This is a genomic window from Alkalihalobacillus alcalophilus ATCC 27647 = CGMCC 1.3604 (genome assembly GCF_000292245.2).
GTDB classification, from domain to species: domain Bacteria; phylum Bacillota; class Bacilli; order Bacillales; family Bacillaceae_D; genus Alkalihalobacillus; species Alkalihalobacillus alcalophilus.
In genome coordinates, this window is sequence record NZ_ALPT02000005.1 from 1 (window position 1) to 25,793 (window position 25,793).

At 37.6% G+C, this 25,793-nt stretch carries 25 protein-coding genes and 1 pseudogene; 6 read left to right on the plus strand and 20 right to left on the minus strand.

What is annotated here, in order from left to right; translation table 11 throughout:
- Positions 1 to 72 precede the first annotated feature (72 nt).
- The 10 genes and pseudogenes from BALCAV_RS02075 to BALCAV_RS02120 all read right to left on the minus strand — a co-directional run bounded on the left by BALCAV_RS02075 (position 73) and on the right by BALCAV_RS02120 (position 10,464).
- Positions 73 to 258: a hypothetical protein gene (locus tag BALCAV_RS02075; protein WP_040323394.1), complete on the minus strand. Its 186-nt coding sequence runs from the start codon at positions 256 to 258 to the stop codon at positions 73 to 75.
- A 217-nt stretch (positions 259 to 475) separates the two neighbouring features.
- Positions 476 to 922 (minus strand): YtxH domain-containing protein, encoded by a 447-nt coding sequence (locus tag BALCAV_RS02080; RefSeq protein WP_003320991.1) that lies wholly within the window; start codon positions 920 to 922, stop codon positions 476 to 478.
- Between the two features lie 13 nt (positions 923 to 935).
- Positions 936 to 1,364 carry a DUF948 domain-containing protein gene (locus BALCAV_RS02085; RefSeq protein ID WP_003320992.1) on the minus strand — a complete coding sequence of 143 codons (429 nt, stop codon included), beginning with the start codon at positions 1,362 to 1,364 and terminating at the stop codon, positions 936 to 938.
- A gap of 262 nt (positions 1,365 to 1,626) precedes the next feature.
- Positions 1,627 to 2,923 (minus strand): annotated as a pseudogene (gene murC / locus BALCAV_RS02090) (UDP-N-acetylmuramate--L-alanine ligase).
- Between the two features lie 604 nt (positions 2,924 to 3,527).
- A complete protein-coding gene (locus BALCAV_RS02095) occupies positions 3,528 to 6,170 on the minus strand; it encodes a DNA translocase FtsK (RefSeq protein ID WP_003320995.1) in 2,643 nt (880 codons plus the stop codon).
- A gap of 91 nt (positions 6,171 to 6,261) precedes the next feature.
- Complete coding sequence (gene ytpR, locus BALCAV_RS02100) at positions 6,262 to 6,870, minus strand: YtpR family tRNA-binding protein (protein WP_003320996.1); 609 nt, start codon at positions 6,868 to 6,870, stop codon at positions 6,262 to 6,264.
- 50 nt (positions 6,871 to 6,920) lie between these two features.
- Complete coding sequence (locus BALCAV_RS02105) at positions 6,921 to 7,757, minus strand: DUF1444 domain-containing protein (protein WP_040323395.1); 837 nt, start codon at positions 7,755 to 7,757, stop codon at positions 6,921 to 6,923.
- Positions 7,758 to 8,488: 731 nt separating this feature from the next.
- Entirely contained in the window at positions 8,489 to 8,815 is a 327-nt protein-coding gene (locus tag BALCAV_RS02110) for a thioredoxin family protein (protein WP_003324028.1), read from the minus strand.
- 14 nt (positions 8,816 to 8,829) lie between these two features.
- Entirely contained in the window at positions 8,830 to 9,864 is a 1,035-nt protein-coding gene (locus BALCAV_RS02115; RefSeq protein WP_003324026.1) for a PTS transporter subunit IIC, read from the minus strand.
- 87 nt (positions 9,865 to 9,951) lie between these two features.
- Positions 9,952 to 10,464, minus strand: a complete 513-nt coding sequence (locus BALCAV_RS02120; protein WP_003324024.1) for a hypothetical protein — start codon at positions 10,462 to 10,464, stop codon at positions 9,952 to 9,954.
- A gap of 184 nt (positions 10,465 to 10,648) precedes the next feature.
- Here BALCAV_RS02120 and BALCAV_RS02125 point away from each other — a divergent pair, with 184 nt between their 5' ends.
- Entirely contained in the window at positions 10,649 to 11,092 is a 444-nt protein-coding gene (locus BALCAV_RS02125; protein ID WP_003324023.1) for a YtoQ family protein, read from the plus strand.
- Positions 11,093 to 11,194: 102 nt separating this feature from the next.
- Here BALCAV_RS02125 and BALCAV_RS02130 read toward each other — a convergent pair whose 3' ends face one another.
- Both BALCAV_RS02130 and BALCAV_RS02135 read right to left on the minus strand, forming a co-directional pair.
- Positions 11,195 to 11,716: a DUF84 family protein gene (locus tag BALCAV_RS02130; protein ID WP_003324022.1), complete on the minus strand. Its 522-nt coding sequence runs from the start codon at positions 11,714 to 11,716 to the stop codon at positions 11,195 to 11,197.
- 37 nt (positions 11,717 to 11,753) lie between these two features.
- Positions 11,754 to 12,824 carry a M42 family metallopeptidase gene (locus BALCAV_RS02135; protein ID WP_003324021.1) on the minus strand — a complete coding sequence of 357 codons (1,071 nt, stop codon included), beginning with the start codon at positions 12,822 to 12,824 and terminating at the stop codon, positions 11,754 to 11,756.
- A gap of 856 nt (positions 12,825 to 13,680) precedes the next feature.
- Between BALCAV_RS02135 and BALCAV_RS02140 the strand changes: the two genes are divergently transcribed.
- Positions 13,681 to 13,992, plus strand: a complete 312-nt coding sequence (locus BALCAV_RS02140; protein WP_004429306.1) for a PepSY domain-containing protein — start codon at positions 13,681 to 13,683, stop codon at positions 13,990 to 13,992.
- Between the two features lie 63 nt (positions 13,993 to 14,055).
- Here BALCAV_RS02140 and trmB read toward each other — a convergent pair whose 3' ends face one another.
- The gene (trmB, locus tag BALCAV_RS02145) at positions 14,056 to 14,700 is read right to left on the minus strand and encodes a tRNA (guanosine(46)-N7)-methyltransferase TrmB (RefSeq protein WP_040323396.1); all 645 of its coding nucleotides are present in this window, start codon (positions 14,698 to 14,700) and stop codon (positions 14,056 to 14,058) included.
- Positions 14,701 to 15,772: 1,072 nt separating this feature from the next.
- Between trmB and BALCAV_RS02150 the strand changes: the two genes are divergently transcribed.
- Positions 15,773 to 16,027 carry a YtzH-like family protein gene (locus BALCAV_RS02150; protein ID WP_003321156.1) on the plus strand — a complete coding sequence of 85 codons (255 nt, stop codon included), beginning with the start codon at positions 15,773 to 15,775 and terminating at the stop codon, positions 16,025 to 16,027.
- A 110-nt stretch (positions 16,028 to 16,137) separates the two neighbouring features.
- Here the strand turns inward: BALCAV_RS02150 and BALCAV_RS02155 are convergent, their stop codons facing one another.
- Together BALCAV_RS02155 and pulA are read right to left on the minus strand one after the other, a co-directional pair.
- A complete protein-coding gene (locus BALCAV_RS02155) occupies positions 16,138 to 16,929 on the minus strand; it encodes a phosphotransferase family protein (RefSeq protein ID WP_003321157.1) in 792 nt (263 codons plus the stop codon).
- A gap of 145 nt (positions 16,930 to 17,074) precedes the next feature.
- Positions 17,075 to 19,117: a type I pullulanase gene (pulA, locus tag BALCAV_RS02160; protein ID WP_052044325.1), complete on the minus strand. Its 2,043-nt coding sequence runs from the start codon at positions 19,115 to 19,117 to the stop codon at positions 17,075 to 17,077.
- 359 nt (positions 19,118 to 19,476) lie between these two features.
- Between pulA and purU the strand changes: the two genes are divergently transcribed.
- Positions 19,477 to 20,349 (plus strand): formyltetrahydrofolate deformylase, encoded by an 873-nt coding sequence (gene purU, locus BALCAV_RS02165; RefSeq protein WP_040323409.1) that lies wholly within the window; start codon positions 19,477 to 19,479, stop codon positions 20,347 to 20,349.
- Positions 20,350 to 20,411: 62 nt separating this feature from the next.
- Here the strand turns inward: purU and BALCAV_RS02170 are convergent, their stop codons facing one another.
- The 4 genes from BALCAV_RS02170 to thpR all read right to left on the minus strand — a co-directional run bounded on the left by BALCAV_RS02170 (position 20,412) and on the right by thpR (position 22,523).
- On the minus strand, positions 20,412 to 20,741 hold the full coding sequence (locus BALCAV_RS02170; protein WP_003321161.1) for a hypothetical protein: 330 nt from the start codon (positions 20,739 to 20,741) through the stop codon (positions 20,412 to 20,414).
- Positions 20,742 to 20,966: 225 nt separating this feature from the next.
- Positions 20,967 to 21,251, minus strand: coding sequence for a hypothetical protein (locus BALCAV_RS02175; protein WP_040323397.1), 285 nt, complete (start codon positions 21,249 to 21,251; stop codon positions 20,967 to 20,969).
- A gap of 22 nt (positions 21,252 to 21,273) precedes the next feature.
- Positions 21,274 to 21,894 carry a hypothetical protein gene (locus BALCAV_RS02180; RefSeq protein WP_040323398.1) on the minus strand — a complete coding sequence of 207 codons (621 nt, stop codon included), beginning with the start codon at positions 21,892 to 21,894 and terminating at the stop codon, positions 21,274 to 21,276.
- A gap of 50 nt (positions 21,895 to 21,944) precedes the next feature.
- On the minus strand, positions 21,945 to 22,523 hold the full coding sequence (gene thpR / locus BALCAV_RS02185; RefSeq protein ID WP_003321163.1) for an RNA 2',3'-cyclic phosphodiesterase: 579 nt from the start codon (positions 22,521 to 22,523) through the stop codon (positions 21,945 to 21,947).
- 121 nt (positions 22,524 to 22,644) lie between these two features.
- Between thpR and cysK the strand changes: the two genes are divergently transcribed.
- Complete coding sequence (gene cysK, locus BALCAV_RS02190) at positions 22,645 to 23,583, plus strand: cysteine synthase A (protein ID WP_003321164.1); 939 nt, start codon at positions 22,645 to 22,647, stop codon at positions 23,581 to 23,583.
- A 186-nt stretch (positions 23,584 to 23,769) separates the two neighbouring features.
- On the opposite strand, the gene pepV is transcribed toward cysK, so the two are convergent.
- Entirely contained in the window at positions 23,770 to 25,194 is a 1,425-nt protein-coding gene (gene pepV / locus BALCAV_RS02195; RefSeq protein WP_003321165.1) for a dipeptidase PepV, read from the minus strand.
- Between the two features lie 342 nt (positions 25,195 to 25,536).
- Here pepV and BALCAV_RS02200 point away from each other — a divergent pair, with 342 nt between their 5' ends.
- Positions 25,537 to 25,755, plus strand: coding sequence for a DeoR family transcriptional regulator (locus BALCAV_RS02200; RefSeq protein ID WP_003321166.1), 219 nt, complete (start codon positions 25,537 to 25,539; stop codon positions 25,753 to 25,755).
- Positions 25,756 to 25,793 lie beyond the last annotated feature (38 nt).

The window sequence follows — 25,793 nt, forward strand, 5'->3', positions numbered from 1 at the left end:
CTGCTCGGCTTTTTCATTACCTATCTCAAGTTTTTCGCACTCTAATTTGACCTGCTCGGCTTTTTCTATTACTTATCCCAAGTTTTCGTACCCTAATTTTACCTGCTCGGCTTTTTCATTACTTATCTCAAGTTTTTCGCACTCTAATTTGACCTGCTCGGCTTTTTCATTACCTATCCCAAGTTTTTCGTACCCTAATTCGCTCACCTCTCCATTTTCATTACTTATCCCAAGTTTTTCGCACTCTAATCCGCTCACCTCTCCATTTTCATTACCTATCCCGAGTTTTTCGCACTCTTATCTCCACACCACAATATTTTCATTACCTATCCCAAATTTTCACACCCCAATTTCCGCATCACGCAACTTTCATTCCCAATCCGAACTTATAAGCCCTATCATACTTTCCTCATCACACAAAAAAGCCCCCTCAAAAGGTCAAATGCTCCCTTTTGAGAAGGACTTTTCTCATTATTTATTTACTTTTTTCAACTTCTTCAATTTTGGATTGAATGTCTGCTACTTCTTTTTTAACCTTTTCAGAAATTTCGCCTTCTGCCGACTCAATTTCATTGGCTAAATCACTTGCTAAATCAGAAACGTCATCTTTGACTGCTTCAGCTTCTTTCCGTACGCTTGAAGCAACATCTCTTACTTTATCTACTACTTGGGAAGACTGTTCAGATACCGTTGAGGCAATTTCACTTGATTTCTCTTTTGCATACTTTGCCCAGTCATTTCCTTTTTCGTAGGCATTAGTAGCAAATTCATTTGTTTTTTCCTTAGCCGCATGGGCCTGCTCTGAAATATCGTGACGTAATTCTTTACCTGATTTAGGAGCTAGTAGTAAGGCGGCTGAAGCACCTACAATTCCTCCAATTAAAGATCCGATTAAAAAGTCTTTTGTATTCATTTCTGCCATGATTATTTCCTCCTTAAATGTTATCTTTCTCTTTTTTTCTTGCTTTTAATTTTTCATAAAAATCGATGGCAACTTGCCCCCATTGAACCACTTGTGCAATTTGTTCTGATTGTTGATTTGTTTTAGTGACAATGGTATTTGAGACATGCTGGATCGATTGATTAACCTGTTGGAAAGAACTACCTAAGTCTTTGACTGAAGCAAAGACTGGATCAAGGGATTCTGATTTTTGTTGGATATCATCTGCTAATCTATTGGTTCGATTTAGCAGTTGTTCCGTTTCTTTAGTAATCCCATTCATTTGCTTTTCCACACTTGCCATTGTGGTAGCAACGTGCTCTAATGTTTTATTAGCAGACTTTAATGTTTTTATTAGATAAATGACCAAAATAGCAAATGCGACTGCTATGATTAGGGCACTTATGTATACTAATGCGATCAAGTTTCCACCCCCTTCTAATTAATGTCATTCCCTTATTCACAGAAATTAAACTTCCCATTTTTATCTTTGTTTAGGCTATTTATTAATTATTCTACTTAAAAAAAGAGAATCCTTCCTTCAAATAGCCGATTTTACAAAGAATCATATAATTTTCTTAATTATAAAAATGAGTATACTTACCATCCTAACATAACTTAATTTTTGAATCATTGATAAATGTAAAAAGCCGATCTCTTTTCAGAAATCGGCTCCATTATTTTTGTTAGTTAATCAAGCTTTCATATGCTTGCTGATATTTTTGAATATCTCCAGCTCCCATAAATAATAACACGCTATCTGAAAACGTTCGAAGCTCATCCATCTCATTATCTTTTATTAACTTCGCTCCTGGAATTTTATCTTGCAGATCTTGAATTGATAATTTTCCTGCATTTTCCCTTGCAGAGCCGAAAATATCACATAAATAAACTTCATCTGCTTTAGATAAAGATTCAGCAAACTCATTTAAAAAGGTTTTTGTCCTTGTAAATGTATGAGGTTGGAAAATCGCAACAACCTTTTTAGTAGGGTATTTATTTTTGTTGCATTAATCGTCGCTGCAATTTCTGTCGGGTGATGTGCATAATCATCGATCAGAATTTGGTTCCCAATCACTTTTTCAGTAAAGCGCCTTTTCACACCAGAAAACGTCTTTAAATGTTTCTCTACCGTTTCAGCTGGAATGTTTTCATAATGACAAAGAGCAATAACAGCTAAAGCATTTAAGACATTATGGTCACCAAAACCAGGGACTGTAAATGTTCCATATAAATTATTTCTCACGTAAACATCAAAACGAATCCCTTCTTCTGTTCTTTCTAAATTTCTTGCTTGAAAATCATTATCTGGATTAAAGCCATAAAAAACAACCGGAACATTGGCATGAATGCCTTGTAAATATTCGTCATCTCCACACGCGACAATGGCTTTGTTCACTTGCATCGCCATTTCTTGAAAGGCAGAAAAGACATCATCGACATTTTTGAAATAATCAGGATGATCAAAGTCAATATTCGTCATGAGGCAATAATCAGGGTTGTAATTAAGGAAATGACGACGATATTCACATGCTTCAAAAGCAAAATAAGTAGAATCCTCTGTTCCTTTTCCCGTTCCATCTCCAATTAAATAAGAGGTCGGTAAGCTTGCTCCTAATACGTGAGATAATAAGCCTGTCGTCGATGTTTTTCCATGTGATCCTGTAACAGCAATACTTGTGAATTTAGAAATAAAATCACCTAAAAACTGCGGGTAAGGATGAACATTGATTCCAAGCTCTAGTGCTTTTTTTATTTCGGGATGATCCTCACCATATGCGGCTGAGGCTATTAACGTTTGCCCGTTTTGGATATTTTCAGGATTAAATGGAAGTAATGGGATTCCTTTTTTTCAAGTGGTACTTGGGTAAAGAAGTTTTTCTCTACGTCTGAACCTTGAACATGTTCATTCATGTCATGTAAAATTTGTGCAAGTGCACTCATTCCAGACCCTTTTATTCCAATAAAATGATAAGTATTCATAGTTGGACCTCCAAAATCGTATCATTTAACTATTGTCCAATCAAAAACTTGCTAATTGGTAGCCCTATGTAAGCCATCGGTTAATTATAACAAATTCGACTTTGAGCACAAGTCTCTTTTTAAATCGGGCTACCTTGATGAAGTTCATTGGCTTCATTAGACTAATATTTTTCGTTTATTTATTAAAAGTAGGGTAGTTAGGAATCATTGATTAACTATCTAGGCTTTCAAAGCTTCATAATAACTCATTATATACGAGATTCATGACATTTGTGCGTCAATGGAGCCGTCTCGCTTGAGCTTTGCCATTTTGACAAGCTTAGCTCATTAATTAATACCTACTATTCCCTATTTTAAACAATTTCATATCATCAGCAGAAAATCTTTCCACCAACCATCATATAAAAGCTAGGCACGTTTAACAAGTTACATTCTGATGTCGCCCATATAACAAATGGTAATCTTTCAAAATAGAGAGAGCAAACTGTCCCAGAAGATCATAAAAATGACCTTGGAACAGCTCAACCGTCTTTTATCCTAATGAAATGAATAGAAGCCCCGATAATACTCGTCTCTTCTAATCATTTCCAATAACCTATTCCTCTTATTCAACCCCTGCGATCATTTCCTCTAATTGAATGGCGTCCATTAAAACATGCCTTGGTTTACTTCCTTGTGCTTCCGATACAACTCCCTTAGCTTCCATCATGTCAATTAACCGAGCCGCTCGATTATAACCAACTCGATAACGACGTTGAATACTAGAAGCGGAGGCTGAGCCATGCTCAACCACAAAATAACAAGCTTCTTCAAATAATTCATCTTCTTGCTCTAAATGGTGGTCTATCTTTTCTAATTGAGCATTTTCAATTAAATAATGTGGCTCACGTTGTTTTTTAACATAATGAATCACATCTTCAATTTCTTCATCAGATACAAAGGTTCCTTGGACACGAATAGGCTTCGGTGTGCCATTTTCATGAAACAGCATGTCTCCTTTTCCTAACAGTCGTTCCGCACCAGACATATCTAAAATCGTTCTAGAGTCCGTTTGAGAAGAAACGGAGAAAGCGACACGTGTTGGAATATTCGCTTTGATTAAACCTGTAATGACATCAACAGAAGGTCGCTGCGTTGCCAGTAATAAATGAATCCCACATGCTCTTGCTTTTTGTGCAATACGACAAATAGCATCCTCCACTTCCTGTGGCGAAACCATCATTAAATCGGCTAACTCATCAATAACAACCAACATATAAGGTAAAGCCGGTTTTTCCTTTGATTCAGAGAAGCGCTCATTATAACGCCCTATATCACGGACACCTCGTTGGCTAAATAATTCATAACGTCGTTCCATCTCGGCAACGACCCATTTTAAAGCAACCGTTGCTTGTTTGGCATCTGTAATAACAGGTGTTACGAGATGAGCTAAACCATTATAAGGAGCTAATTCAACCATTTTGGGATCAATCAGCATCAATTTCACTTCATCAGGAGTTGCTTTATAAAGTAAACTCACTAAAATAGAGTTGATACACACACTCTTACCTGAACCTGTTGCTCCGGCCACCATTCCATGAGGCATTTTCTTTAAATCAGTGACAATTGGCTGTCCTGATATATCTAAGCCCAATGCTACAGTTAAAGGTGAATCTGGTTGAATAAATTCTTTTCTCCTTAAAATCTCTCTTAAAAAAACTGGTTTTGACTTCCGATTAGGAACTTCAATTCCAATTGTGTTCTTTCCTGGAATTGGTGCCTCCATTCGAATATCCTTTGCTGCAAGAGAGAGTTTAATATCATCCGTTAAGCTCGTTACCTTTGTCACTTTTACTCCTCTTGCTGGTTGGATTTCAAACCTTGTCACAGAAGGCCCCTTTGTCATATGAACCACTTTTGCATCAACATTAAAACTATTTAACGTTTCTTCTAAAATATCAGCTTGTTCTTTTAACCAATCTGAATCATCTTCCGTTTCAACTGTAGGATATTTAAGCAGTTGAATACTCGGCTTTTCGTATCCTTCTTTTTTTGCTTCTACTTTTTGGCTAGCTACTGTTTCTGCTCCTGATGACTTCGCTTGTTGGTTTAATTTGCGATTATCGTACGGTAACATCATCACATTAAAAGGTATCTGGGATTTTGTTGAATCTTTTTTGCGTTCCGATTGCGGCTTCCTTGATTTGATAGGCTCTGTTGGTTCTTTCTTTGCCCTTGTAGGAACAGTTAAATCCTTGCTTTCTTCTACTTGAACGTTTTCTACTATTAGCGATTCTTCTCCATTAGGAGATGACTCCTGCTTTTCTCGTTCAACTGTCACATTTTGCTCTGATCTTGTTTCACGGTGGACTTCTTCCCTTTCAAAAAAGGAGGACTCTTGCGCATTTTCTGACTGAAAATGCGCTTCCTCAACAGTAAGCTCGTCCTTTTCATTATTAGAGCCTATTACTTGCTCTTCTTCCTTGATCTTTGGTTCTTCCACTTTTTCAATTAGATCTGCTGTTGCCGCTATTTCCTTATCTAATAAATCATATTCAGAGTATGGTTCTTCATTTTCCTCTGTCATAACCTCTTCTAAGCCTTCTTTTTTAGTTAAAGATTCCTTAGTCCAAGACGGTCCCTCTGTTTCTAAATCGGTAGAGAAATCAGGTTCATCTTCAATTGTTAAATGATCATTTAACGTAAAAGCCTCAACCGGCTCCACTACTTCTTCTTTTTTAACGAACGATTCTTTCACTTGCTCCTTTCTTGTTGGATATGGATTAAATCCATAAACAGGTGAAGGAACAACTGTTGGTTTAAAATGAGGATTGTTAAACTTCTCCCTTTGTTTCCTATCATCCATTTGTTCTGTTTCTTTTTCACGTGTTTCTTTCACTCGCTCTACTTTAGAGGCTGGTCTTCGTTTTGGCTTCGACTGTTGCTTTATGACTGCATCATGCTCTTTCTGTTTTGAAACATTGCTCGTTTTTTGCTGTAGGGGAGCTTTTACCTTATTCACATTAGCGTCTTCAATTACAGGGAAACGGAACTTCCCAGGTTTAGCATATTGATAGGTCATTTTCGGTTGTATAAATTCTTGGTTTGGCTGACTTTGCTCGTTTTTATATGTAGGTCTAGTTCGATTTAATCGGGTTTCCTGAGCACGATTCTCCTTTTCTACTGGATGAGCTTCATTCCCTCTCTCACCTTGTATTCCAAAAAAGTACTCACGAAAACGCTCCAACCAAGTTTGAAATGTCGGCATTACACTCACTCACTTTCTTTTCTAACACTCAGTCCGAATTGAGTAGAAAAAACCACTAGTACTCTAGTGGTTAATCACACTTAGCAATCCATTATTGTTCAAAAGGAGATCCGACTACGGCTGACTCATCTAATACAAGAATTCCTTTTTCTTCTGGTGCATTTGGTAAATTAAGTTCTTTGGCTGAGCAGATCATTCCAGTTGATTCTACTCCTCGTAATTTTGCTTTTTTTATTTTTAAGCCACTCGGCATCACAGCACCAACGCAAGCGACGACTACTTTTTGACCTGCTTCAACATTTGGTGCCCCACAAACGATTTGTAATGTTTCTGTACCAATGTTTACTTGACAGACACTAAGCTTGTCTGCATTTTCATGCTTGTCTTTAGACTCCACATATCCAATCACAAATGGGGCCTTTTCTTCAATTGTAAGGTCTTTTGAATCAATCTGATTTTCTTTAAAAGCTTTCTCCATCAACGCTTCTAACTGACTATTCCATTCTAATAGACCATTTCCATTAATTGTTCCATAGTTGCTTGCATTAAAAATATTATAACCTGAAACTTCTTTCGTTTGTTTATGATAAATTCGAACAACATCTCCATGCTTCGAAAAGGCTCTGTCATCTAATTGTAAATCATGATTAAAAAGCAGAAGAGTATCTCCTACTCCATTTAAATTGTAAAATGCATTCATTTATTATAACTCCCTCTTCTCGAAGTGCTCTTGTTAAAACCATTTGTTTCCTACGACATTATTGTACCATATTTACTTCTTCGTTGATGATGGGTCTTTAGGTTTTTTTGAGCTAAAATAAATGTAGGTTCAAGTTCCCCATTTTCGTAAAGAAACGGTAATGCAGTAATAGGAATTCGGCCATCTTTAAAAAACTGTAGGGCAATTTGTGCTAGGACATCATAACCCGTGTCATTTAAAATATCAGCAAAAATAAGAACATCTTGATGGGGAACAGCTAAGGCAAGCTTTCCTTTTACTTTTTGCTCCATTTTATCTAATAATGACTGGTCTAAGATACGGCTCGCATCATACCCATCTTTTGCACGTAAAAAGTAGAAGGTATTTCCAGCCACCTGGTCTTCATTTATTGGCTGCTCTAAGGAACGGATGTTAAATAGAGCCATTTCTTTTATTTTCTCAGGTGATAAAGCGGCTTCGTTTATAGCCTCTTCATTAATTAACGTGTACGACTCGCCTAAATCAAGGGCATAATAAATTCTCGTTTCGGCCGTATGTTCATGATAGATTAACTTTATTCCTTCTTTTGTTTCGGTCGGAAAAGAAGTTGAACGAATGACAGGTAATATTTTCTTTTCATTCCCTCTTAGTTGGACCTGCTGTTTCATCGAGTGAAGACCGATTTCTACATAACGAACCACTTCATCAATCGAGTCAAATTCTCCTCTTTCCCATTTAGCTAGCAAAGGCTTCAACGCTAATGTCACACCTTTTTTAAGCTGCTTATCCTCCACTCTTAAAGTAGATTCTTTATGATCATATTGAATCGTCCAATCATCATGAACGAGTTTTTCTTCAATTTGTTTACGAAACTCTCTCATTTCCATATAAATACCTCCTTGAATATAAAGCGAAGTCCGTTTGGGCAGAAGCGAGAAAAAATTAGGGACGGCTTTTGAAGACGCTTTTTGTCTTCATAAAGACGAACCGATTTTTCTCGAGCTTCTAACGGACTCAGCTGGATTGAATATAAAGCGAAGTCCGTTTGGGCAGAAGCGAGAAAAAATAAGGGACGGCTTTTGAAGACGCTCTTTGTCTTCATAAAGACGAACCGATTTTTCTCGAGCTTCTAACGGACGCAGCTGGATTGAATATAAAGCGAAGCCTGTTGTTCAGAAGTGAGAAAAAATACTGGGCGGCTTTTGAAGACGCTTTTTGACTTCATAAAGACGAACCGATTTTTCTCGAGCTTCTAACGGACGCAGCTGGATTGAATATAAAGCGAAGCCTGTTGTTCAGAAGTGAGAAAAAATACTGGGCGGCTTTTGAAGACGCTTTTTGACTTCATAAAGACGAACCGATTTTTCTCGAGCTTCTAACAGGCGTAGCTAGATTGAATATAAAGCGAAGTCCGTTTGGGCAGAAGCAATTCTACTCAACTTAATAGTGAATATTTGAATTTGTTTCTCTAGCTTCACGTAGCTGGATTTCCGCTTTAGTTTAACATGATTTAAACCTTCTCACCAATTTCATGTTCTGTTTGTAAATCAAATCCCCATGAAAAAAGTCCGTTTATGTCAATAATGACCCAAACGGACTTTTTGATAATTAGGCTACCTTAAACACTCTTCGCTTCAGCACGTGATAAAAACGCTTCGATTTCTTCTTGGGTTTTTCTGTCTTTACTAACAAAGCGATCGACTTCTTTCCCACCTGCATAGACAAGAAAGCTCGGAATTCCAAACACTTCTAATTCTCCACATAAATCAATAAATTGATCGCGATCTACATAATAATATGTAAACATTGGAAAATCGGCCTCGATTCTCGGTAAAATTGGTTCAATGACACGACAATCGGGGCACCAATCTGCCGAAAATAAAAAGACAGCTGCTTCTGATTTGATTATTTCTTGAAATTGCTCGACACTTTGTAATTTTTCCATTTAATATTTACCTCCTAAGATTGATTAATTTTCATATCACCATATTGAATTTTTCCAATTTTTCGTAACCATTCTGATAGTATCAAACTTATGATAGCAGGTGCAACTATCAATAATAGAATGATTATGATTAACGTTTCCAAAGTAAAGCCCATCTCTGTAAAAATCATGATTGGACCGACAAATCCACTCGTTCCCATCCCTGCCCCCGCAGGGTTATTAATTAAACCAACCAAAAGTGTACTTATAGGAGCAAGAATGATCCCTGCAGCCGTCGGCGGGATCAAAATATATGGATTTTTAATAATATTAGGCATTTGCAACATGGACGTACCTATTCCCAATGAAATGAGACCTGACCAGCGATTTTCACGATAACTACTCACAGCAAAGCCAACCATTTGAGCCGCACAACCAACCGTCGCTGCCCCGGCTGCCAACCCTTCTAATTCAAGCATAATCGCTAGAGCTGCACTAGAGATGGGAGCTGTTAAAGCAAGGCCCATAATGGTGGCCACTAATACCCCCATTAATAAAGGTTGTTGTTCGGTTGCCCAAATAATCAAAGAACCGATTGATTGAAGACCTGTTTGTATCCAAGGGCCAACAAAACTAGCTGTGACAAATCCACTCAAAACCGTTACAAATGGTGTTACAATAATATCTAGCTTCGTCTCTCCAGAAACTAATTTACCAAGTTCAGTTGAAATAACAGCGGCAATAAAACTACCAGCAGGTCCTCCTAATGTCGCCCCCGCTGCTCCACTCACAACAGCGGCAAATAACACAAGCTTTGGTGCCTTCAAGCTGAAAGCAACAGCCACACCAATTGCTGGCCCCATTAAACCCATGGTCAAAACACCTAGCTCTTCTAAAAATAAAAAGAGTGTATATTCACCAAACAAATTTTGCAATTGCTCTGCCATCGTTTTAATGATGAGTCCAATAATAAGCGACGCAAACAGACCAAGAGCCATATGACTCATTGCATTAATTAAATAATTATTCCAACTCAGCTTTATCTCTTTTTTAGCTAAAAAACTTTTCATTGCTATCCCCCTTGTTATAAAGCAAGGCCTGTTTGCTCAGAAGTGAGAAAAAATACAGGCGTAGCTAGATTGAATATACATCCAACCTTACTCAAAAATTTCATAAGAATGGATCATTTGCAGCAACTGTTCCGTATCTTCAACTAGATCATTGGCATTGGTTAGCTTCGTTAATTTGGCATTGCCTCTACCAACGGTTAATTCTACTTCGCGTTTATTTCCTTCTTGTTCCTTAACACTTAAGAAATAAGCGTTATCGGCTCTTTCTTCTACAAGCAAGAGTGTATGAGCGTCGTACCTAATTTCCTGTTCTAACAATCTGCGGTCATCTGTCTCTGTTAAAGGCAAATAAAAAAAGACGATTAAGTCATCTCCATTCCCAATCACGATGTTATGATCTCGCTCCCGGATGACATCAAATAACTCAGGGACATAAATAGCTAATTGCTCTAACTCCACATTTGGTTCCATACTCTCTTGTTCTAACGAATCATAGAAGACTTGTTCAGCCTCTTCTAATGATTCCTCAATCGGAACCGAACAAGCTCCTAAAAGACTAATTAAAAGAAGATAAAAGCACACTTCCTTAATAAAATGCAAAAAACTCACCTCAAAAATAGATAAATACAAAACATGAAACGAACTGATCTTATCGTTTGTCTAGAAAAATAACAAGTCCGAATGTTATTAGTGTCTCTTTTTCAGCCTATCTCATTCGCACCGTAAGGGAAAAACCTTTATACTTAATCTGTGAACAAACTATTAAATGGAGGGATATTTAATTATGGAATTACTCGTCTATTTAGCTGGGGAAATACATTCACCTTGGAGAGAAGCTCTGAAAGAAATGGCTAAACAATATGAATTACCACTCGTATTTAAAGGACCGATGGAAGATCATGATCGTTCGGATAATATTGGCGAAGAGATTATCGGCAAGCAACCTAACGCTATTTTAAAAGATGAAGCAGCATCAGCGATCAACAATTTACGTACTCAAATTTGGCTTAATAAAGCCGATGTTGTCATTGCACTCTTTGGAGAAAATTATAAACAATGGAACACAGCAATGGATGCCTCTACTGCTATTGCTTTAGGCAAACCATTAATTCTTATTCGCCCCGAAAAGCTGCACCACCCTTTAAAAGAATTATCAAATAAAGCACAAGTGACCGTTGAAACACCTGAACAAGCATTAAAAGCTTTATCATACATCTTTGAATCTTAGTCAAAACACCGTCCTCCAAGACCGACAACCAGACAAAGAAGAGCTGCCCCATTAAGTTTATCTTAATTAGACAGCTCTTCACTACTTTATAAATAGATTCCCTCAATGCTTCCAAAGCTTAAGCTGGTGCTCATATTGTCCATATAATAATTCAACAATATGTAGAAACATTGCTTTTCTTGTCACACGCCCAGCCGTAAAAACTCCAATAGCGCCTTCTTTTTTTCGAATGTCGTGATCATCTGTTAAAAGGGCCATTACTTCTCCTAATTCTTTTCCTTTACGAAGCTCACTGGCGACCTCAAAAGGTAAAACAATTTTGGCTCCACTAGCAAGCCATACTTGTTCATGTGGTGTGACTAAGGCTCCCCAATTACAAAGCATTAATCCTCCAGGGGTCTCGGTTACGCCCCCTTCCAGTCCAAAGGCAAGGTCAGCATTCGACACTTCCAAAGCAGCTTTTGCTCGGTTAACAGCCCCCTCTACCGTTTCTTCGTCACTAAACGGTTGTGAGGACACACCAGAAGGGACATCCACACTTTCAATAGTCGCTTTCATTTTCAAAAAAACTTCTTGAACAGCATGGACTTTAGCGGGATTTTTTGTTCCTACGGCTATTTTCAAAATATGACACCCCAACTTCTAAACTAAATAAAACCGTTTATTTTGATAAGATCGAATTTAACATCGTTCGGTCACTTGATTTAACTAACTTAATTAATAACTCTTTTGCCGCTGCATAATCGTCAATATGAATAATCGAAGCTGCTGTATGGATATACCTTGAACAAATTCCAATTACAGCAGAAGGAACACCATTTCCACTCGTATGGACTCGCCCAGCATCTGTTCCACCGGCTGAAATAAAGTATTGGTATGGAATATCATTAGATTCTGCCGTATCAAGAATAAACTCTCTCATCCCATGATGTGTCACCATCGTACGGTCAAAGATTCTTAATAAGGCTCCTTTACCTAAATGGCCAAACGCATCCTTGCCTCCTGTTGCGTCATTGGCAGGGCTTGCATCAAGTGCATAAAACAAATCAGGTTTGATCATATTAGCCGCTGTTTGTGCCCCTCTTAAACCAACCTCTTCTTGTACCGTTGCACCAGAATATAAAATGTTAGGTAATGACTCATTTTTTAATTCTTTTAATAATTCAATCGATAAACCTACACCATAGCGATTATCCCATGCTTTTGCTAAAATTTTCTTTTCATTAGCCATTGGTGTAAATGGACAAATAGGAACAATCTGCTGTCCTGGTTTGACACCAATTTTTAAAGCATCTGCTTTATCATCTGCCCCAATATCTATGTACATATTTTTTAATTCCATTGGTTTTGAACGTTTCGCTTCATCCAATAGATGAGGAGGGATCGAACCGATAACACCAATAACAGGACCTTCATCAGTCATAATTTGAACACGTTGGGCAAGAAGGACTTGGCTCCACCAACCACCTAATGTTTGAAATTGGATTAAACCCTTTTCATTAATTGAAGTAACCATAAACCCTACTTCATCCATATGACCAGCGACCATTACCGTTGGACCTGATTCATCGCCTCTTTTGACTCCAAATATACTCCCAAGCTTGTCCTGGACTATTTCATCTGTGTATTTTGATAATTCTTCTTTTACAAATCGACGTACACCATGCTCAAAACCAGGTGCTCCCTGAAGCTCTGTTAGCGTTTTAAATAAAGACATCGTTTCTTGATTCATCTGTCCATTACTCCCTTCCAAATTTCAAACAAATTTATGACCGTTAATACAATCATCTCCCTACATATTCTATCTGAAAAAAGAAATTTTGACCACAATTGCTATTGTAAGCAATTGTTACCTTTCTTTTTTTTCGGTATACTTATAAAAAGGATATATTTCAATAACTCAACTTTCGCAGCTTATGATTGACCCTTAACCGTTGATAGAGATTGACTTTAGGGCGATACCATACTCAAATTGACTTTACATGAACGGTTCAATCGTTGACAGCCTGAACACATCTCTTCGTAGGCTGTTGAAGGAATCTGTGCAGTAAAATAAAGAGCTTCGGCTGTCGCTCCCAAAACCATACTCCGCGTCCTGCGGGAACCTGGCGAGCCTCCTCGGCAAGCCTTGCGGGGTCTCGCTCCACGGTTTATTCCCGCGGGAGTCTCCGTATGGTTTTGTCCGCTAAGTGTCGTGGAGAGGCTTGATGATATGGCTTTTTCCAAATCAGCTATTTCTAACGCAGAAGGACCTTCTTCTTCACTTTGTTGGTTATGAAAAAAACAGGCAGTTGGCACCTATTTTTTTATTCAATGAGAAAACCGAACCTAGATTCGATTCCATTATCTAGCGGACAAACAGACACGGAGACTCCCGCAGGAATAAACCGTCCAATGAGACCCCGCAAGCGTGCTGAGGAGGCTCATGAGGTTCTCGGCAAGGACGCGGAGTGTCTGTTTGGGAGCGACAGCCGGAGGGCCTATTATCTTTTTCTCGATGCGAAAGTTGAGTAAATAAAAAAGCTCCATTTTAAATGAACCGCAGAATTTCGCTTTTTATGCCTTTAAACGAAAGGAAGGTCAGCTAAATGAGTACAAAAAAATTTCTCGCTGGATTAGGCGTCGGATTAGTAGCAGGGTATTTCATTCGTGAATCACTAAATCAAGCTAATATCTCTCCAGAAAGAGCCTTAAAAAATGTCAAAAAGCAAGCAGGTGCCCATCACCAAATATCTGGCTCTTGGATACATATGGTACCTGAAACATTACACCGCAATGAAATGACCTATGAGGTGTATATTGGGGGACTTTCAACCCAAACTGAATCGGGTATTGTACAATATGATTTTGTCGTTGATACTAAAACAGGTACTATCATTGAGATGTCCAAAAACGAATAGCTGTTAAAACTTCAAAATGACAAAAGGATTTCTAAAGACAACATGCCTTAGAAATCCTTTTTATTATTTCTCACGATATTCAGCTTCACAGCGATAAATTCGCATATTCTTTTCGTGAAACTTTTGCTCATATTCTGTCATAATATTGCCTTCGATTCCACTCTTGTGCAAATCTAAACTAACATTATTTAAAATCATTCCATACTTAGAGAAACTATGTAAGGAATATTCAAATAAGCCTTGGTTATCTGTTTTAAAGTGGATTTCGCCACCTTTATTTAAGATCTTTTCATATTTATTTAAAAACGTTTTATACGTTAAACGACGTTTCTCATGTCGATTTTTTGGCCAAGGGTCGGTGAAGTTAATAAATAAACGAGCAATTTCCCCTTCAGCAAAAAAAGCTAAAAGCTCCTCAACATCTTCATTTAGAAATTTTACATTTGGTAATTCTGCTTCTTTTACTCTTTCCATCGCAGTTATAAGCACACTGTCATACTTTTCTATACCAATAAAATTTATATGAGGGTGGGCCTGTCCCATACCCGTTAAAAATTGGCCTTTTCCTGTTCCTACTTCAACATAAATGGGGTTATCGTTGCCAAATACAGAATTCCATTTCCCTTTTGATTTCTCTGGTGCAGCCATCACGATATGAGGATGGTTCTCCATTTCTTCCTTTGCCCATGGTTTATGACGCAAACGCAAAATTCATCACCTCTTTATATTCACTCAAAACTGTATTATAGCTCTTTCTTGTTAAAATGTATATCTTCTTTACTCAACTTTCGCAGCGTATAATTGACCCTTATCCGTTGATAGAGATTGACTTTAGGGCGATGCCATACTCAAATTGACTTTACATGAACGGTTCAATCGTTGACAGCCTGAACACATCTCTTAGTAGACTGTTGAAGGAAACTGTGCAGTAAAATAAAGAGCTTCGGCTGTCGCTCCCAAAACCATACTCCGCGTCCTGCGGGAACCTGGCGAGCCTCCTCGGCAAGCCTTGCGGGGTCTCGCTCCACGGTTTATTCCCGCGGGAGTCTCCGTATGGTTTTGTCCGCTAAGTGTCGTTGAGTTGCTTGATGATATGGCCATTCTCAATCAGCTATTTCTAACGTAGAAGGACCTTCTTCTTCACTTTGTTGGTTATGGAACTAAATAGGTCGTTGCCACCTATTTTTTCCTAAGTCTGTAGTCATAAAAAGACAGGATAAACAAGCTCGATCATCTAGCTAATGTACAGAGCATCAACACGGATTTGTTTACAACTGGAACGGAATGAGTCATGGAAGGAGAAAAATCACTCTCAAGCTACTGTACTTTGAAGTCATGACTGTTTTTTATTCAATGAGAAAACTGAACCTAGATTCGATTCCATTATCTAGCGGACAAACAGACACGGAGACTCCCGCAGGAATAAACCGTCCAATGAGACCCCGCAAGCGTGAAACGCTGAGGAGGCTCATGAGGTTCTCGGCAAGGACGCGGAGTGTCTGTTTGGGAGCGACAGCCGAAGAGCATTGTACATTGTCTATTTTTTCTTAATGCACAGTTTATCCGTTTTGTGTGATAGTACGTTCTCGCTTTTCAAACATGTCAAGGGCATTTGTTTAAGAGCTTCCTTTTCGCTCTGCCAACTCGTTGAACGGGTTTTCTCAATGCGAAAGTTGAGTTCTTTATAAGTAACCTTTCAAATGAGAATCGTTGTATATATTTTTCAACAAAAGCTTATCCTATTCCTATAAAAGAAACTAGAACAAAAGGAGATAATCATATGCCGTTAACAACTGAACATAAGCTTGGATTACTAATGGATCTCCTCCAAAATGAAGTTAGTGAGCAGTACATGACCAGCCACGAAAAACAGCAATTGCTTGAATTATTAATAACGCTTAAAAATGAAAGTACGCTAAAAGAAGAAACGTTGCAGACAATTAATGAAATACAAGGTTATTCATTTGACCATCCTTGGCCACATGCCGATGTAGAAAATTGGTTAAATACATTTCAAAACCAAATAAACCAATAAAACTACAGTTCTCGACACGATTTCCCCGGAAATATTTTCTTTCAACGATGCTACTCCTTTATTTCAACAAAAAAGCTCTTCCTTATGAAAAGGAGAGCTCTTTGTTTGTTTTATTTCAAAAAAGTGATTAAATATCGTTTCATCTCTTCTGCTTGTTCATATTCAGCTCTTTCAAGATGCCAAATAATCGATGCAATTGATTGAGAAATCACATACCATTGCATTCTTTCTTGTAATGAATCCCCTAAATCGAGGCCGTATTGTGCGATCCAATCATTCCAATCTTCCTTGCTAATATATGTATGCAATAGCAAACCAAGATCAAGAGCAGGATCCGCTACAATCGCTCCATCCCAATCGATTAAATACAGTTGGTCTTCTTCTGTTAGCATCCAATTATTATGATTAATGTCTGAATGACAAACGACATAATGCTCGTAATCAATGTCTGGCAATTTCTCTTCTAAATAGTTCATCCCTTGTTTAATCGGCTCATCGACTATATCAAAAAGTTGCAATTGCAATCTTAAGTTCTCATAAATAACATCAGGTGTTAATGGTTCATTGCCAATCCGCTTAAACATATCTAATAATTCACTTGAACCATGAATTTTCCCTAACAAATTAGCAACCATTTCTTTCTTCATTTCATAAGACTTTAATTCCCTACCATGCACCCAGCGTTGAGCTGTCACAACATCGCCATTTTCTAAACGCTTTGTCCAAAGTAATTTCGGAACAATGCCTTCAGCAGAAAGTACTGCTAAAAAAGGTGATGAATTGCGTTTCAAAAAAACTTTCTGGTCACCTTGCTGGGCTATATATGCTTCTCCAGTTATACCACCAGCTGGCTTCACCTTCCAGCCTTCTCCTAAGAACATTTCCAACCAATTCACCCTCAATTTCATTAACTTTCTTCCCAATCTCAAACACACTTTATAAGTATAGCTTATTTTTGCTTAAACTACCTTAAAAAAATTTATTTTTTCTTTATTCAAACACAACTGAGCAGAGCTACAGCTATGTACTCTGCTCTGCCCAAATAATTTATAGTTTTACACAAACAACTGTAGAAAGAGGGTTCACTTCTAAGCTCTCTCCGTTGAATGTATACAATGGTATCAGAGATGCGGCTTGCTCGTCAACGACAACCTGCCAATTTCCATAGTCAAAAGAGAACTGTTTTTTGTGCATACTTGCATTAAAAATCACGATAATGTCCTTCCATTCCCCGTATTGTTCTACTTCTTTTAACATAAAGGCTAAACAACCTTCACTTGTTTTTAGCCATTTAATATGTTCAAAAATCTGTTTGTACGTTGGCAATCTAAAAGCACCATGGGCTTTACGAACCGCGATTAACCCTTTTACAAATTCAACATTGCCTCGGTACTCATAACAGCGTTCCCAATCAAATTGATTGATAAAATCATCGGCATTGTACGAATTCTCATCCCCGTATTTTGTGCGGAAAAATTCCTGTCCTGCATGTAAAAATGGAATACCTTGTGATAATAAGACAAGTGCACTTGCTAAACGGTGCCGCTTCATTCTTATCGAGTTATCTTCCTTCGTACTTCGTTCAAGTTTATCCCATAAAGTATGGTTATCATGGGCCTCAACATAATGAATCGCCTGTTGCGGGGAGTGAAATAGTTCTGGGTTACCTAAAACCCCAGACATTAATAGCTGCATATCAATCTGTGCTCCATGGATAAATCCTTGTGCAGTTATCGCAAAAGTACTTCCTTTAATCACATCACGAAAATTATCTTCAAAAAAAGCAAGGTCAGGAATTTGTTTCGCTTGTGATAAAGTTGCCCTCTTTTCAACAGGATAAGCGGTCGCTAAATCCCACCCTTCCCCTAATAAAAGAGCGTTTGGTTTTCTTTTTCTCACTTGGCAAGCGACTTGTTTCATTGTTTCAATATCAATAATCCCCATTAAATCAAAACGAAAACCATCGACATCATATTCTTCAAGCCAGTAAGTGACACAATCAACGATAAATTTTCGAACCATTTTTCTTTCTGTCGCTAAATCATTCCCTACACCCGTCCCATTGCTAAGTTGCCCATTAGGACTAATGCGAAAATAATAACCCGGAACAAGCTGCTCAAAATCAGATTGCTCTTGAATATACACATGATTGAAAACCACGTCTAAGATTACTTTCAAATTGTTTTGATGAAGAGTTGCGATCATTTCTTTTAACTCACTCAATCTTGTATATCCGTGGTAAGGATCGGTAGCATAACTACCTTCTGGGGCAAAATAGTGAACGGGATCATAACCCCAATTGTACTGCTTTTGCCAATTGGCTTCATCAACACTGCCAAAATCATTTACGGGCAAAAATTCTACATGAGTGATGCCAAGCTGTTTCAAATAATCTAACCCTGAGCGAATCCCTTGGATCGTAACCGTATTTTTTTCCGTTAAGCCTTCATACTTCCCCTTAGCCACGATTCCATTATTTCTTCCAATCGTAAAGTCACGAATATGAAGTTCATAAATAATCGCATCTTGATTTGTAACCGGAAGACTATAGACTGGCCAATCATTTGGATCAGTTTTTCTCAAATCACCAATCATCGCCTTTTGTCCGTTGACCGTAAGCATTTTTGCATATGGATCATTTGCTTTTCTCCACTCCCCATTTATCAACACTTCAAGTTGATAAAAGAATAATTCAAAATCTCCCTCTAGTGTCGTCCTCCATACTCCTTTTTCTGTTCGTATTAGTGGAATAATCTGATTTTTATCCCCGTTCCAATCATTCGTTAACAGTAACTTCACTTCATTAGCAGTAGGAGCCCAAACAGCAACCGACGTTTTTTCTTTATGATAATGAACACCTAAATCATCGCCTGGATAATAATATAGTTGATCGAATAACTCGGTTCGAACAAGCGTCGGGGAAATTCCAATAACGGCTTTATCTTCATTTAATTGCAGATAACTTATTTGACCTAATATATATGGCTCTTCTAACTTTAGGATTAAACGATTTGCACCAATGCTTTCTATAAAAAATGAAAGCTGTTGATGTGTATCACTTTTTATGTGAAGAGAATTTATATCTTCCATTTCAATATTTTTTTAAATTCAGCCTCTATAGTAAAGAAGTCTATTAGTTGTACATTTTTTAAAATCGTTTGACTGATAAGTGGTTTAGCTTGGTCCATCCATTCGACCCCTTTCGAGAGCATTCTAATCTTTCTGTCAATCTTCAATACTATCAGCATTACCTATGAACTTACTTTTAAACCAAAACGTTCTCTGATTTTCCATGAATAAACCTACTTGTTTTAATTAACGGAAAGCAAAGAATTATTACATTCTTCAAAACTAATGCTAGGCAAAAGAAAGATATTCCCTTAAAATAAGAAGGTCAAAGTGTGGGGTTAATTTATCCACACTTTATCTTTATGATCGGAGGAAGTGTAATGCTAAAAGAAACAACCACGAAACGAGTTCGTCTTCTCGTTTCATGTAAAGACCGAGCTGGTATCGTTTCAGCTATCTCAACTTTTCTATACAATCATGGTGCCAATATTGTCCAATCAGATCAATATTCAACAGACCCCATTGGTGGGATGTTTTTTATGCGGATCGAATTTGATTTACCCCCTAAAAAGAGCTCTTTTGAAAAATTAAAAGAGGAATTTATAGAGATTGCGGAAAACTTTTATTTAGATTGGAAAATGTCATTAGCAAATCAAAAGAAAAAGATGGCCATCTTTGTATCAAAAGAGGATCATTGTTTAATGGAACTGTTATGGAAATGGAAAGCAGGAGAATTGAATGTCGACATTCCTCTTGTTATTAGCAACCATACGAACAACCAACAAGCCGTTGAAGCATATGGGATTCCCTATCATTATATTCCGGTAACTAAGGATACAAAACAACAATCCGAACAAAAAGCAATTAATTTAATTAAAGAAGCAAATATCGATTTTTCTGTCTTAGCAAGATATATGCAAATTTTATCCCCTACATTTGTCCAAGCTTTTCCACACCAAATCATTAACATTCATCACTCTTTTTTACCTGCTTTTATTGGAGCCAATCCTTATGCAAAAGCATTTGAACGTGGTGTAAAGCTAATTGGAGCAACAGCTCATTATGTAACAAATGATTTAGATGAAGGACCGATTATTGAACAAGATGTATTAAGAGCCAACCATCGCTATTCAACGGAACAACTTCGAGTCGCTGGGCGGAATGTCGAACGAATCACTTTAGCAAGAGCAGTTCAATGGCATATCAACGACCAAGTCATTGTTTATGGTAATAAAACCGTCGTCTTTTCATAAAAGAATCAAACGAAAAAAGCAGATGGTCGATTGTATAACCGACCATCTGCTTTCATTTGAGGTTAGCCTCTTTTTTCGTGTAACGTTTGTAATTCTAAATTGATATAAGTAAACTCTTCATCACTCATATCTTGTTCCAAAACAATAAGCTGACCACCAGTTTGTGCTTCTGGTAATAAATGCTCCCCGTTCTTTTTAATCCACAAATTCAAAGAGTCCGTTAATCCCTTTTTTGCTTCATAAATGGTATCACCAAAACTGACGCACCCATCTACTCCATTAATTTCAAACATGAACTCAGTTCCACCCATCCAGTTTGGCACGCGCCGAACAGTCCAAGAAAAAACATCTGGTTGAACGATATGAATTTGCTCTGATCTCCCATTAATCATGTAGTCCCTCCTTCAAACCATTCATTCGTTCAGAAAATTACGTTCTATAAAACGTAAAGGAATCCTCCTAATTATGCGTTCATAATGAAGGAGGAGTCTTTAACCTAGCTATATTTTCCATCAATTCCCTACTGCCGGGATATTAAAACCCTTTTTCACATATCTAATAAATGACACATACCAAGTTATTATAAAGATTTTCGTGAAGCTTTTCAAGAATAATATTCACTTTTCAGTCTCCGTAATCTCTTCAACCTCTTCTCCATCTTCCATCACCTTTGTCTGGCAATAAGAGAGAAGTGTACTCGTAATTTGAAACTGTGACTTTTTTAATGGAGACGGGTGTTTAATTAACTTTTCTTTCCATAGCTTAAAATTACGTTTATCGACAAACTCAACCTTTGAGCCTTTTAGTTTATTATCAATAATACTATTTGGCGATAGTACGACTTTACGAATTTCCGTATGTAAGTTTTTTTGCTTTATAATTTGCTGGACAATTTTTTCCATCCGTGTTAATTCCAATAACGGACTAAGCCTTTTTTTCTTTTTTATGAATATACTCTATCCAAAACCGCTCCGAACTTGCTTCAAATACACTTAAATCTTCACCATTTAGAATCGTCAGGCATAGAATTTCAGTTGGGCTTATAAGGAGAATTTCAAATTCAATTTCTGCATTTTTGAGATAAAAAATCGGTTCATAAAAGAGAAAATAGTTTTCCGGAATATCAATACAGAATTGCTTCAGCCATTTATCCTGGAAAAAACCTTCATCCAAATTAGAACGTTCACCTAAAGATGAGCTTGCCCATGTTATTTGTGATTCAAACACCGAATTTAAATATTCCTGTCTTTTTTTCTGTAACGAATCGTCTAATGACCTAAAATCATCTTTTTCTAAAAAAGGGGCTTCTTTTATTTTCCACGATTTTATCGAGTTCCAAATGGGATGCTGTAACCATTTATTAAGAAGCTTTTGTTGTGGTGCTTCATCTGGTTCGATTTCTTCTAAACGATTTTGAGCTTGTTCCCATTCAGCTTTAATATAATACCAACGCTCTTTTTTCATCCGAGTAAATTGGCTTGAGTAATGATTTAAATCAATTTGGTAACGAGAAACATAATCAGATAACTTTACTAAATGAGCCATAGGCTCCCTCCCTCAATCGAGCGATATCTCTGTCTTTTAAAGTTTACCTATTATATCGGCCAATCTTTCCTTCCTTCAATAGATTTTTTTAAGGGAAAAGTCGCAATCACTTCATATTTAGGTATTCTCTTTATATTCGTTTGAAAGAAACAAAATTCGGTTACAGACCAGCTCCATATTTTTTCTAGTTTTGACGGTGGCTCATAGTCAAAGGAAGCATCCCACCTCCTTGCCAGTGTAATATGAGGAGCAAACGGGCGCCTATCTACTTCATAATCAAATCGTTCACATATATTGGCGATAAGCTGTTGGTTATTAACTAAAGCGGATTCCTTTAAAACATCCTTAAAAAAAATACGTGGTTTAGCTACTTGACCAAAGGTTCCAGCTTTCCCTAACGTCAGCTGAAATGGAGCTAGTTGAGTTATCTCTAAGTAGAGTTGATTGATTAAAGTTTGTTTCTTTTCATCCTCACAAGCTCCCAGAAAAAAAAGAGTCAAATGATAATCTTCAGGATGAACCCATCTTTGAAACGGGTAACTATCTTTTAACGATTGTGTATACTGATTAAGCACTGATTTGATCTCAGCTGGTAGGTCAATCCCGATAAAATAATGTTTTAAGTTCATTTTACCCTCCACGACTAAGCTTTTTATAACATCTATACACTATCCTTAACCTAACTCTTTTTGAACATCCCCTTTTACGTATGATAAAATAAAAGGACTGAATAAAAGAGGAAGTGAAAATATGAAAGTTGTTTCAAATATGGCCGAATTGATAGGTGAAACACCTTTAGTTCGCCTCAACCGGATCACAAATCCAAATGGTGCGACCGTGTATTTAAAAATGGAAATGCAAAACCCGAGCGGCAGTGTAAAAGATCGAGCTGCTTGCCAAATGATTGTGGAAGCCGAACAAAATGGTCACTTGAAGCCTGGCTCCACTATTATTGAGCCTACATCCGGAAATACAGGCATCGGCTTAGCAATGAACGCTGCGGCTCGTGGATACCGTGCGATTATTGTGATGCCTGATACAATGTCAAAGGAACGAATCAATTTATTAAAAGCATACGGAGCTGAAGTGATTTTAACTGAAGGTGATAAAAAGATGCCCGGTGCGATTGATAAAGCGTATAAGTTACATAATGAAATTAAAGATAGTTTTTTGCCCATGCAATTTGAAAATGAAGCCAATCCAAATGCCCACCGTCAAACAACGGCTATTGAAATTAAAGAAGCAATGGACGAGCTCCAGAAACCTTTATCAGCTTTTATTGCCGCTTCCGGCACAGGTGGTACGATTACAGGAACTGGTGAAGAGTTAAAGAAATTTTACCCTAAATGTACCGTTCATGTTGTTGAACCAGCTGGCTCACCAGTCTTATCAGGTGGCAGACCGGGTCCACACAAATTAGTTGGAACGAGCCCTGGATTCATTCCACCGATTTTAAATCAAAATGTTTATGATGACATTTTTAAAATTGAAGATGAGGATGCTTATCAAACAACAAGAGAGCTCGCTAAAAAAGAAGGAATATTAGTTGGGCCATCTTCAGGTGCTGCTTGTTTTGCCGCGATGAGGGTAGCTGAAAAGTTATCTCCAGATGAAATCGTTGTGGCGATTGCTTGTGATACAGGCGAACGTTATTTATCAACCGATTTGTTTGATTTCGAACAAGAATAAGATTTTTATAGAATTTATCGTTCTACTTCACTTGCAGAGAGCGCTCTCTACACAGAATTTATGCCAATAGTAAGTGAATTCCATATAAGCGGGCTGTCCCAAAAATCATGAAAATGAGCTTTGAGGGTTCAGCCTTTTTAAATATTATAAAAGTGAAAGGAGAGAGACACCACTCCCCTTCATTCATTATTTCGCCAATTCGTAAAAAGCCTCTGCGTAGATGGCCGTCATTTTGATGAGATCATCAATAAGAATATGTTCGTCCTTCTGATGGGCAAGATCTTCCCTTCCTGGAAATTGGGCCCCAAAAGCGACTCCTTTTTTTAAGGCACGTGCATATGTGGCCCCACCTGTTGAAAGTAATGTCGCTTTTTCACCAGTTTGCCGCTCATATACATTTTGTAAAATTTTGATTTCTGGTTCATCTTCTGCCACATAATTCGCTTCCATTTTGCTTTTGATCTCACACTGTACCATTAACGTCTCTAATGTATTTTTCAACTTAAAAAATACTTCATTTAATTCGACTTCAACTGGGCAACGAATATTCAACCCCACTGTCGCATCTTCATCTTGTTCAAAGCTAAATGTTCCCGCATTCACCGTCAGAGCCCCGGAAATACGATCACTTACAGCTATCCCTAAAGCCTCTCCTCTCTCGTCAAGTTGCTGAGTAATAAACGACAAATAGTTTTTAGCACGCTTTTGCACCGGCCATTTTAATAAAAAAGGAGCAAGAATTTTTGCCGCGTTGATTCCTTTTTCTGGTGTAGAGCCATGGGCAGAGATTCCTTTTATCGATATTCGAACTTCATCTTTTACGATTTCATATGAACCAATATGTTTTTCTTGTTTAAGCCATTGTTCAAACTGGGCACACACGGATTGCTGCTCCACTTCACTTTTCACGACTAAAATCGCTTCCGCATAATCAGGAACCATATTCAAACGTTCCCCTGCTCGAAAGGTTTGTAAAACCATTTGCGACTCCTTCATTTTTGCTAAGCTCGCTTCTTCTTTTTCAAAACTTAGTTTCAAATCAAGTAAGCCTTTCTCCGCATGAATAATCGGAAAATCGGCATCTGGTGCAATTCCAAAGCTCGGCATTTCCTCATGTTGACGGTAATAATCGACACAGCGCCAGTCACTTTCTTCATCGGTTCCAATAATCATTCGAATCCTTTTAGATAAAGCTAAGCCACTCTCTTTAATGATTTTCATTGCATAATACGCGGCCATCGTCGGTCCTTTATCATCCATCGCCCCTCTTGCATAAATACGCCCATCACGTATTTGAGCAGCAAACGGAGGAGAGCTCCAACCATTACCCGCTGGAACAACATCTAAATGACACAGGATACCGATCATTTCCGTTCCTGTTCCTAATTCAATGATTCCAGCGTAACCATCCACATTTTTTACAAAAAATTCATCTTTTTCCCCAATTTTTAATAAATACTGTAATGCTTCATCAATTTGCTGACCAAATGGCTGGGTTTCATTAGCTGTTGATTCCTTTAATATGCTTGGGATTTGAAGGAATTTCTGTGTTTCAGTAATCAGATCTTCTTGTCTATTTTTTGCTTCATTTAACCAATTTATTGTTGACATTTTTAATCTCCTTGTCAGTCAATATATCAAAACTTTTGATTGTTTTTTAAAAATAGTGTACACTATAAGCAAACGAGGGAAATTGATGTTTAATTTCAATCTAAATCAATATTTACATTTCCATATCCCTACACCATGCTCTAATAGTCTTAACAGAGAATTTTCTTATTATTATGGAACACCCGGTTGCTTTGTTTTAAGTAGCAACTTGGGAAGACGTGTAATCAGTATCCCTTGTCACTAATTTCCGGTCAATTAGTCATCAGTCTGCATGTCGTAGCCACTTGCTACATACACATTTTAGTAAAGACTCGACTTAATTAAGAAAGAAGGAGTGATTTTTTGAATACTTCAACTGATCGTATGCTGACTCGTATTAAATCCATTTACCTCTACATCAAACAAAGGGGAACCGTCACGACGAATGAATTGGTTGAAGAGTTCGGGATTACGCAACGGACGATCCAACGAGATTTAAACGTATTAGAGTATAACAAGCTTGTTGAAAGTCCTACACGAGGAAAATGGAGCGTTACAAAAAAGAAGATCCGCATATCATAATTATATCAGGTATAGAAACCCAGTCTTATTGTAGAGGC